Source organism: Chromohalobacter sp. HP20-39 (assembly GCF_033052815.1).
GTDB lineage: Bacteria > Pseudomonadota > Gammaproteobacteria > Pseudomonadales > Halomonadaceae > Chromohalobacter.
This window is the reverse complement of record NZ_JAWHTP010000799.1, coordinates 1-261: the sequence shown is the minus strand read 5'-3', so window position 1 is coordinate 261 and position 261 is coordinate 1. Positions and strand designations below refer to the sequence as shown.

General features: G+C 60.5%; 1 pseudogene. It reads right to left on the bottom strand.

Annotated elements, in window-relative coordinates:
- Positions 1 to 261 (bottom strand): annotated as a pseudogene (locus tag RVY79_RS20155) (Dyp-type peroxidase domain-containing protein); the annotation flags it as partial.

The following is a 261-nucleotide window of genomic DNA, read 5'->3' as shown; positions in this document are numbered from 1 at the left end:
GCCGGCCGAACGGCATGTTGTCGCGCAGGATCTTCACCTCCTGGCCATCTTCTTCAAGCGTGGTCAGCGAACTGTGCGACCACGACGGTTTGGCATCGTCGTCCAGTTCGATGTCGGACAGCTTGGTCCGCCCGATGATGCGCTCCTGCGCCTCGACGGAAAGCGCGTTCCACCCGGCCATGTCATGCAGATACTTTTGCACGAGCACGTAGCTCCCGCCGGCAAAGGGCGCATCCTCATCACCGATCACGGTGAAATCAA